The sequence below is a fragment of the Dysgonomonas sp. GY617 genome (genome assembly GCF_015233815.1).
In the GTDB taxonomy this organism is placed as follows: domain Bacteria; phylum Bacteroidota; class Bacteroidia; order Bacteroidales; family Dysgonomonadaceae; genus Dysgonomonas_A.
Genome location: NZ_JADCLR010000031.1, coordinates 1 through 9893, shown reverse-complemented (window position 1 = coordinate 9893; position 9893 = coordinate 1). Strand labels below are relative to the sequence as shown.

Below are 9893 nucleotides of genomic sequence, written 5' to 3'. Positions count from 1 at the left end.
CCAATTGATAAAACGCCTGTTAATAAGAAAATAATCTTTTTCATTTTATTACTTGTTAGTTATTATATAGTTAGTTAGTTTATTCAAAGAAAGCAGCAGCATGTAATCTCTACACGCTGCTGCCGGACATAGTTGTGCCATAAGTAAAAGGAAATATCGTACTGATTTTGAACGACAAAAAACAAATAAATCAGCTACACGAAAACCTTTACCTGAACAACTATATATATTGGGGAAATATGTAAAAGGGGAAAAGAATATGTATAAAAAACGCAATAACAAAAAAAGACGGATCACTCCGCCTAAAATATATTTATTACCAGCATGTTCGCTAGTTAGTCTCTCTCTCTCTCTCTCTCTCTCTCTCTCTCTCTCTCTCTCTCTAACATTTCAACGCACACAACCAAATCTAAATCGTTAAACTTTAGATTGTTATTGGTGGATATGTTTGTTAATTTTATTCTCATTGTTTGAGTAAAGAGTTCGTTTATAGCAGCAAAGATAAAAAAATAAAACAATATTTAAAAAATCGCGATATGAAAAATTGGGGTTCCATCCTGGCTATTATTTTCCTGATTATTGTAACTCAAGTACATCAACGAGTAAATATGTAGAATTGGTTCGAGTATATAACCTATATCAAATCTAAATCTTAAAATAGAAGAATTGGCAAAATAAGTCTTATTGGCTGTAGCTGATGGTATTGAATGTTTAACACATAGATATTTTTTCAAAAAAAAGAACTACCCGATACGGATAGTTCCGACAAATACCAAACTAATTAATCTTATTTTGATACCTCGATGGATTTCTTTCTGAATTCCTTTAAAGCTTTCTCTATTTCCAGAGATACCTTTCTCGCACGCTGACCGGCTGCCTTATTACCACTTTCCATTTGGTTTGCTGCATCTTTTGCAAATGATTCAAAAGTTTCTTTCAGCTTTTCGACTAAATTCTTCATTGTTCTTATTCTATTTTAATTAGGAATTATAATATACTATAGACCTTAAATCCGCAATCATTAACGTCAAACTCACATTTGAAGGTAAAAGTAAATAGAACTATTCCTTTTTCGAAGAGATCTTGATCAATATTCTGATATTTTAACAATTTCTCAATAAAACCGTTTATTGATGTTGGCCTCAAATGCAGCCAACTTATCCATTTGCCCGGCTAGCCATACCACATCACTTTCTTGAAAAACAAATCCCGCATTGAAGTTCGTTATAGACTCATTTCCCCGGTCTATACCTATAATCATGCATTCGGTTTGCTCTCTGACACCTAGTCCCGCGATACTATTATTTATCATAATTGAACCCTCTCTGATAGGATATTGTGAAAGGCTGATATGGTGCTGTACAATGTCAATCATTGCTGTTTCTTTATTATCCCGGTTTTCTACAAATCTTTATTATCCCGGTTTTCTACAAATGCTACAAATCTCATTATTTCATCGTCCGAACCGCAAATAATAATCCTGTCATTCGGGTAAAGGGTTGTCTTCCCATTCGGAATATTTATTTTCTTGTTTCCCCGTATGATCGTAATAATATTGACGCCTGTTGTTTGCCGGTAATTGAGTTCTGCCAATGTTCTGCCTATGTTTGGTGAATCGGGTGACACCTCAAGCTCCTCGATATGTATATTTTTTGATAACAAGCCTTCTGCTACTGTAGATGATATGGCCGCATTCTTTTCCTTATTGTTAAAGTTGTCAATAAACCGCTTCTCGATTCTGCGTGACTGGATTTTCACTCCTTTTATGAAAACGATAGCAGCAAGGTAAACAACTGCAATGATTATTGCCGTTATAAATGAAGCAGGGAATAATACATGCAGTTCGAATATAACCACAAAAAAACAAAGGGTTATGCGAAATAAGATCAGGGTAACCAAGGCTACCCGGTTGGTAACCTGCTTATTCCATAATTTAAGAAACTCATCCGACTTGTTTTTCTTCATTATTATAGCACGCAGTAACGGAGCCATACAGGTCAGGGTCAAAGCTGTAGCCAGTACCTTACCCCAAACACCAGGGATGTTTTCAATGATGAACGGGTTAATAAAAAGTTTGAATACCTGTATTACAGCGATACTTATTACCAGGTACACGACCACAAATGTGAAAACTTTCTTCAAGAAAATACTCCATATTCTTTCCTCCGAAACCGTATTATAAGCCGACGATGCATAGCCCTGTATTAGCCTTTCCCATTTATGAGGTAACCGTTTTATAATCCGATCGGCTAAAGGATCCGACATTTTCTGCATGTAGGGAGATATGAAAGTCGTAATAACCGCTACCGTTACAATAATAGGATAAAGTGCTTTACTTATTACTCCCAGGTTTGTACCTAGTGTCGCAATAATGAAAGAAAATTCACCAACTAGAGCTAGGCTGCATGCAGCTTTAACAGCCACCTTTAATCCCTGTCCTGATAATAAAATACCGAGTGAGGAAAACAGGGGGCGCCCGATAAGTATCACACATGTAAACAGTGCAATAGATGCCCCGTATTCGGCTATAACCTGGATATCAATCATCATCCCGACGGATACAAAGAAGATAGCTCCGAAAAGATTCTTCAGAGGCAGCATCATGTGTTCTATATGCTTGCCTTCTATCGTCTCGGCTAAAATAGACCCCATAATAAAAGCGCCAAGTGCTGCCGAGAATCCAACGTATGTGGCAAACAACACCATTCCCAGGCATAAGCCGATCGCTATGATAAGCAAGGTCTCGTCATTGAGGTACTTTTTCTGTTTCTTCAGGAAAGTAGGGATAAGGTATATACCGCCAACAAACCATATAACAATAAAAAAAATTAGTTTAGATATCTCGTATACCAGCTGAGTTCCTTCGAAGTTTTTGCTTACTGCTACCGAACTCAGCAAGACGAGCATTAAAATGGCGGCAAGATCTTCTACAATAAGCATCCCGAAGGCAATGCCGGCAAATCGGGTTCTCTGTAACGACATATCATTGAATGTCTTGATAACGATAGTGGTGGAAGACATGGAAAGCATACCTCCCAGAAACAGGCTGTCCATATGCGACCAGCCTAATAACTGACCGATGGTATAGCCAACGGTTACCATACAGGCTATGTTGAATAATGTTGCAATGGATGCAGTTCCACCTACAGCCATTAGTTTCTTAAAGCTAAATTCAAGCCCCAGGGCAAACAAAAAAAAGATAATACCTATTTCTGACCAGGTGTGTATACTTTCCATGTCAACTATAGTAGGAAAGAATGTTGTGTGCGAGCTACTGAGAAGGCCAGCAATGATATATCCTAATACAACAGGCTGCTTGAGCCATTTGCATATTATAGTAACGATTCCAGTAGTAATAAGGATAAGAGCCAGGTCATTCACAAATCGGGGTAATTGTTCCATTGCTAAATTTATTTAGTTTATGTTATGCAGAGCATCTCCTGTTCCTATTCCCTGTTTGAAATAGGATACAATGTATTTAAGAATGAAGTACACTGTCAACTGAAAATCAGTTGGCAAAAGTATATACAGAATCTCAAATTCCGGCAAATCTTTGTGCGGATTTTTTAGAAAAAAAAATTATTGAGAGTACTTTATAACAGATCAGCACCTGTTTGATAAGCAAAGCTTCTCAGAGTATATACCCCATCTTTGTATTACCTATAATTAGGTATCTGATTGTATCTGTATTTCTTATTAAATATGATTACTTAGGGTAATCTATTTCCGGTTTTAAAAATACATCCTCTTACCACCAGCCTTATAGTCCAGATTTCCAGTTCTTTCAAAATCATTCTGGGAAAATACAGCAGAATAGATTTAACTAATTAATACTAAAAGATTATATTTTAATGATTCTTTTGTTATAGATAGCAATTTTTTGTTCCCCTTTCTTTGTTAAAATGTTTACAAAATTTTATAATGCAGCAATTGCCCATGCTGAAGTATCTATATTGAATCTCTTTTGAGTAAGAGTCGTATTTTACTCGTAGATACCGAAACAAATACTATTAATAAAGTTATAATTCATATTAAAAATTAACACACTATGTTCTCTCACAAATGCTACTTGAAAATAGGCGAATTAACAGGAACTGACTTTAGTTCATTACTCAAAAGCGGTTACGAACTCGATAATTTCGAGTACGGATTTCAGCAAGGGGTTGACAATACAGGCAAAGCAGCCACAGAAGTATACGGCGGAACACTGACTATGACTATGGCGATGCTTCCCCCTGATTCCATCCTGGAATGGGCATTAAATTCACGTAAGTACAAAAACGGAGCTATCATCATCCTCAATGAACAAGGTACCCAACCCGACAAACTATTGTTCGAAAATGCAGCCTGTGTGGACATGTCGCTCGACTATACCCAAAAGGGGAAAGCCTATATTACTACCAAAATAGTATTACAAGCCGAAAGACTGATTTTTAACAACGGCTTTGATTTTGATAATTTCTGGACAAAATAAAAAACAAACACCTATGAAACTAAATATACCGAACCTGGGAACTCTTCTACCCCTTGTAGACAGCTATATATCAGCCAGTCTTGAAATAGACGGTAAAGACTATGAAATAGAGCATTTTCATATCGGTTTTACACAAGAAGTAGACCACAAAGGACAACCGCAACACGAAACTAGAGGCGGGCAATTATTTATAATACTGACTCAGGCTGTAGAGTTTAATATCATTGATTGGGCAAAACGCACCGGCAGACACAAAGACGGCAGAATCTGTTTCAAAACAGAATCTTCAGGGACGGTGTTGGATATAAAAATTTTTAACGCAAACTGTGTCGCCTTAAAGACAAAAGTCAGTTCGACAGAAGGACTCAGAACAGAGCTAACCCTTGCCCCCGAAAAATTAAGTTTAAATAATTTTACACACAATAACCGATGGAGGAGTTAAACCATGCCAAAGCTTAATACCATCTCCGAAGAAGAATTTTCAGTCAAGCTGCGACATGCAGTCCAATATACAGGTTATGTGGAGGGAGTAGGCTATGCCGAATGGCTTCCTGTACCTCGCCTTTCGAGCACGCCCGATTATCCGCATGACGGTCGGATGTTTCCCCAAGGCAGCAACTTTGTTTCCACTGACTATGCCCTGCTTATAACACCTGTAGAACAGACCCTCAGCGAAAAGGATATAACAGCACTCATTGTTGGTATTAATGCCGATGGCAACAGAGTTGTCAATATGGGTAAATCAGAAAATCCTGAAGTATTATCGCCCTTAGGAAAAGTCAAGGTTCAGATAGACAAAAATAGTCAACGTATAACTATAACGACCAATAATATAGAGGGTAGTGGCGAAAATATGCAGGCAAGTTCACGTTCTGTTACCTACAGTTTCAGCCAGTTCAAATACGAATATCCTGTGTTGAATAAGAATATAACTTTTTCAGCAGAACAGAGTGGTTCTTTCGATACACAGCAGGCATTGAGCCAAGTGGGCAAAGCAGCCTATATCGCAGGGATCATCACCTCCGAGATCAACAGACACATGGGCAAAGTATCGTATTACCGTCCTATTGTTGATGGCTGGGGGAAAGTCTTTCGGGAAAGCAGCCGATGGAGGTACTCCATTATACCCGGTAATATGGCAAGCAAGATAGCAAGAATGGCGAAGCCTGTTGCATATGTGGGCACTTTTGTAACTTTTCTTTATGATTATAAGGGCTTTGATATATGGAAAAAGAATCCTACCCATAAAGATGCTGTACATCCTGCTAAATTTGGTATAGATATGTTTTTTTCAGGAATAGGTTTTACAGGTCCGTGGGGAGCAATGGTCAGTACTCTTTATTTTGGGGTTGATGGGTTTTATCCGGGAGGATGGGTTCAGGCACTCGAAGATCGGGATAGACGGGAAAAAGAAATACAAAAAATGATTCCGGGATACAAAGAAGTTCCCTACGGTCCTAAATGGTAATTTATGAAAATCTTGAAATTCTTACATAAAATACATAGCCTGTTTTTTTACAAGCTGGTTCGCTTTGTATTCCGTTTAGACAAAGTATTTATGGAAAATCCTGATATGGAATGGGTAATGTATAAAGCTTTGTATGCGATCTCTGTTATACAAGTAATTTGGTATTTTACATTTTTGAAAATTATGGAAATAATTATAAAAAAAACAATCCCTGATATTTTTGAAGATCAATTAATCTCAAACTTGTTAATTATTGGAGTAATCTCTGCTTTTAATTATTTTACGCTTATCCATAAAAAAAGATGGTTTAAATACGATGAAGAATTTGCAGCATATTCTAAAACTAAGAATAGAATAATTAATATTGCTATTCCTGTTTTTTATATACTTTCAGCAGCTTTATCTTTTTTTCTTATCGATGTTTGTGCGAATTTACACCATGCTGGTGAAATCGTTGATTTCTGAGAGTAAGTGTTACAGCTAGTACACTTTATTTCGGCGTCGATGGTTTTATCCGGGCGGTTGGGTACAGGCCTCGAAGATCGTGACAGACGAGAAAAGGAAGTACAAAAAATGATTCCGGGATACAAGGAAGTTCCCTATGGTCCTAAATGGTAATTTATGAAAATCTTGAAATTCTTACATAAAATACATAGCCTGTTTTTTTACAAGCTAGTTCGCTTTGTATTCCGTTTAGACAAAGTATTTATGGAAAATCCTGATATGGAATGGGTAATGAACAAAGCTTTATTTGCGATCTTCTTTATACAAATGATTTGGTATTTTACATTTTTGAAAATTATGGAAATAATTATAAAAAAATCAACATTATATTTATTTGAAAATCAATGGGCTTACGCAACTATTCTTTTTGCAATAATCTCTACGTTCAATTATTTTACGCTTATCTATAAAAATAGATGGTTTAAATATGATGAAGAATTTGCAGCTTATTCTAAAACTAAGAATAGAATAATTAATATTGCTATTCCTGTTTTTTATATACTTTCAGCAGCTTTGTCTTTTTTTCTTATCGATGTTTGTGCGAATTTACGCCATGCTGGTGAAATCGTTGATTTCTGAGAATAAGTGTTACAGCTAGTACACTTTATTTCGGTGTAGATGGTTTTTATCCGAGCAGATGGGTTCAGGCACTTGAGGATCGTGACAGACGGGAAAAAGAAGTACAAAAAATGATTCCGGGATATAGGGAGGTTCCCTACGGTCCTAAATGGTAATTTATGAAAATGTTTAAATTCTTACATAAAATATATAGCCTGTTTTTTTACAAGCTGGTTCGTGTTGTATTCCATTTAGACAAAGTATTTATGGAAACGCCTGATATGGAATGGGTAATGAACAAGTCTCTTATAGCTATCTCCCTTCTACAAACAAATTGGTATTTTACGCTATTAACTGTTTTAGAGATAGTTATAAGAAAAACAATTCCTGATTTCTTTGAAGATCAATTGATATCAAATTTATTAATTATTGGGGTAATCTCTATTATTAATTATTTTACGCTTATCTATAAAAAAAGATGGTTTAAATATGATGAGGAATTTGCGGCATATTCTAAAACCAAAAACAGAATAATTAATGTTGCTATTCTACTCTTTTATATACTTTCATTTACTTTATTTTTTGTTTCTGTCGATATTTGGGCTAAGCTAGGTCATGCTGGAAAGATAGAGGGTTTTTGATAGTACTACGACTAGTACAATCTATTTCGGTGTCGATGGCTTTTATCTGGAAGGTTGGGTTCAGGCACTCGAAGATCGGGATAGACGAGAAAAAGAAATACAGAAAATGATTCCGGGATACAAAGAAGTTCCCTACGGTCCTAAATGGTAATTTATGAAAATCTTGAAATTCTTACATAAAATACATAGCCTGTTTTTTTACAAGCTGGTTCGCTTTGTATTCCGTTTAGACAAAGTATTTATGGAAAATCCTGATATGGAATGGGTAATGAACAAAGCTTTGTATGCTATCTCTGTTATACAAGCAATTTGGCTTTTGATATCATTATTTATGGTGGAGATAGTTATCAAGAAGGTAATTTTTAATTTTGATCATCAATTAGCTTACTCAATAATTCTTTTTATAGTAATCTCTGCGTTCAATTATTTTACACTTATCTATAAGAAAAGATGGTTTAAATATGATGAAGAATTTGCAGCTTATTCTAAAACTAAGAATAGAATAATTAATATTGCTATTCTACTCTTTTATATACTTTCATTTACTTCATTTTTTGTTTCTGTCAATATTTGAGCTAAGCTAGGTCATGCTGGAAAGATAGAGGGTTTTTAATAGTACTACGACTAGTACAATCTATTTCGGTGTCGATGGCTTTTATCCGGGAGGTTGGGTACAGGCGCTTGAAGATCGGGATAGACGAGAAAAAGAAATACAAAAAATGCTTCCGGGATACAAAGAAGTTCCCTACGGTCCTAAATGGTAATGCTGATGTTGAAATCTTTACATAAAATACATAGCCTGATTTTTTATAAATGGGTTCGGTTTGTACTTTCTTTAGATAGGTTTAGTGCAGTTCTGTATACACCGAGTATGGAATGGGTAATGTACAGAGCTTTTTTTGCTGTCTCCTTCATTCAAATGACTTGGTTTTTTATATTGTGGACAGTTGGAGAAATAATTTTCAGAAAAACGGCTCTCTTTTTTTTCGAAGATCAATTAATACCTGCCATATTAATTTGTGGGGTAATCTCTATTTTTAATTATTTTACGCTTATCTATAAGAAAAGGTGGTTTAAATACAATGAAGAATTTGCGGCATATTCTAAAACTAAGAATAAAGTAATCAATATAACGATTCTGCTTTTTTACATCCTTTCATTCGCTCTATTTATCGCTGCTTTCATCATTTGGGGTAATCTCGGTGATGCTGGAAAGATCGAGGGTTTTTGATAGTACTACGACTAGTACAATCTATTTCGGTATCGATGGCTTTTATCTGGGAGGTTGGGTTCAGGCGCTTGAAGATCGGGATAGACGGGAAAAAGAAATACAAAAAATGATTCCGGGATACAGGGAAGTTCCCTACGGTCCTAAATGGTAATTTATGAAAATCTTGAAATTCTTACATAAAATATATAGCCTGTTTTTTTACAAGCTGGTTCGCTTTGTATTCCGTTTAGACAAAGTATTTATGGAAAATCCTGATATGGAATGGGTAATGAACAGAGCCTTTTTTGCCGTCTCTGTTATACAAGTAATTTAGTATTTTACATTTTTGAAAATTATGGAAATAATTATAAAAAATCAACATTATATTGTAAGCTTATAAATAAAAATAGTATTATGTAGCGATTACATAATACTATCAAACATAGCTGTATCTAGGTCTAAAACAAAATAAATTTTGTATAAAAAGGATTCCTATATATCTAGAAATTCGACTTTGCCGTTTTCGATATGATAAATGGCTCCGACTATCTTAATTTTACCTTCTTCATTCATTTCACTCAAAATAGGTTCTGAGTTACGCAACTGTCTTATCCCGTGTTCTACATTTGCTTTAACCGCATTGTACGGAAGTTCTTCTCCTCCTTTTTCGAGAGCATCCTTTTCTTCGATTTCAGCGTTTAACGCATCAACAATGGAAGAGATATGTCCAGGAACAGTTCCTCCTTTTTTTGTGTCCAACATTGCGTTTATAGCTCCACAACTAGTATGGCCTAACACAACAACAAGCTTTGCTCCGGTATGTTCTACTGCATATTCGATACTCCCTTCTTCGTAATCACTCATTACATTTCCGGCTGTACGAATCGTAAATATATCACCTAAACCTTGGTCAAAAACAATTTCAGGAGTCACTCTTGAATCAGAACAACATATAACAACGACTCTGGGATGCTGACCTTCTGCCAACTCTTTTACCCGTAAAGAATCCTGATGGATGTGGGCTAGTTTACCCGAAAC

General features: G+C 35.7%; 14 protein-coding genes. 10 read left to right on the top strand and 4 right to left on the bottom strand.

Annotated features, from left to right (window positions below; all coding sequences use genetic code 11):
- Nucleotides 1-787: 787 nt before the first annotated feature.
- From IR022_RS19220 to IR022_RS19215, 3 genes are all read right to left on the bottom strand, one after another.
- Nucleotides 788-961 (bottom strand): histone H1, encoded by a 174-nt coding sequence (locus tag IR022_RS19220; RefSeq protein ID WP_194203380.1) that lies wholly within the window; start codon nt 959-961, stop codon nt 788-790.
- Between the two features lie 153 nt (nt 962-1114).
- On the bottom strand, nt 1115-1375 hold the full coding sequence (locus IR022_RS20110; RefSeq protein WP_242053305.1) for a cation:proton antiporter regulatory subunit: 261 nt from the start codon (nt 1373-1375) through the stop codon (nt 1115-1117).
- 26 nt (nt 1376-1401) lie between these two features.
- Nucleotides 1402-3402: a cation:proton antiporter gene (locus IR022_RS19215; RefSeq protein ID WP_242053304.1), complete on the bottom strand. Its 2001-nt coding sequence runs from the start codon at nt 3400-3402 to the stop codon at nt 1402-1404.
- Nucleotides 3403-4048: 646 nt separating this feature from the next.
- On the opposite strand from IR022_RS19215, the gene tssD (IR022_RS19210) reads away from it, so the two are divergent.
- From tssD (IR022_RS19210) to IR022_RS19165, 10 genes are all read left to right on the top strand, one after another.
- The gene (gene tssD, locus IR022_RS19210; protein WP_194204964.1) at nt 4049-4474 is read left to right on the top strand and encodes a type VI secretion system tube protein TssD; all 426 of its coding nucleotides are present in this window, start codon (nt 4049-4051) and stop codon (nt 4472-4474) included.
- A 13-nt stretch (nt 4475-4487) separates the two neighbouring features.
- Complete coding sequence (tssD, locus tag IR022_RS19205; protein WP_194204963.1) at nt 4488-4916, top strand: type VI secretion system tube protein TssD; 429 nt, start codon at nt 4488-4490, stop codon at nt 4914-4916.
- A 3-nt stretch (nt 4917-4919) separates the two neighbouring features.
- The gene (locus tag IR022_RS19200) at nt 4920-5942 is read left to right on the top strand and encodes a hypothetical protein (RefSeq protein WP_194204962.1); all 1023 of its coding nucleotides are present in this window, start codon (nt 4920-4922) and stop codon (nt 5940-5942) included.
- Nucleotides 5943-5945: 3 nt separating this feature from the next.
- Nucleotides 5946-6407, top strand: coding sequence for a hypothetical protein (locus IR022_RS19195; RefSeq protein WP_194204961.1), 462 nt, complete (start codon nt 5946-5948; stop codon nt 6405-6407).
- A gap of 243 nt (nt 6408-6650) precedes the next feature.
- Nucleotides 6651-7025 carry a hypothetical protein gene (locus IR022_RS19190; protein ID WP_194204960.1) on the top strand — a complete coding sequence of 125 codons (375 nt, stop codon included), beginning with the start codon at nt 6651-6653 and terminating at the stop codon, nt 7023-7025.
- A 245-nt stretch (nt 7026-7270) separates the two neighbouring features.
- Nucleotides 7271-7645: a hypothetical protein gene (locus IR022_RS19185; RefSeq protein ID WP_194204959.1), complete on the top strand. Its 375-nt coding sequence runs from the start codon at nt 7271-7273 to the stop codon at nt 7643-7645.
- 154 nt (nt 7646-7799) lie between these two features.
- Complete coding sequence (locus IR022_RS19180; protein WP_194204958.1) at nt 7800-8219, top strand: hypothetical protein; 420 nt, start codon at nt 7800-7802, stop codon at nt 8217-8219.
- Nucleotides 8220-8414: 195 nt separating this feature from the next.
- Complete coding sequence (locus IR022_RS19175; protein WP_194204957.1) at nt 8415-8876, top strand: hypothetical protein; 462 nt, start codon at nt 8415-8417, stop codon at nt 8874-8876.
- On the top strand, nt 8851-9027 hold the full coding sequence (locus tag IR022_RS19170) for a hypothetical protein (RefSeq protein WP_194204956.1): 177 nt from the start codon (nt 8851-8853) through the stop codon (nt 9025-9027). The genes IR022_RS19175 and IR022_RS19170 overlap by 26 nt, the downstream gene beginning before the upstream one ends.
- A 3-nt stretch (nt 9028-9030) precedes the next feature.
- Nucleotides 9031-9189: a hypothetical protein gene (locus IR022_RS19165; RefSeq protein ID WP_194204955.1), complete on the top strand. Its 159-nt coding sequence runs from the start codon at nt 9031-9033 to the stop codon at nt 9187-9189.
- Nucleotides 9190-9347: 158 nt separating this feature from the next.
- Here the strand turns inward: IR022_RS19165 and IR022_RS19160 are convergent.
- The coding region (locus IR022_RS19160) for a carbonic anhydrase (protein WP_194204954.1) at nt 9348-9893 on the bottom strand (546 nt) is incomplete at its 5' end.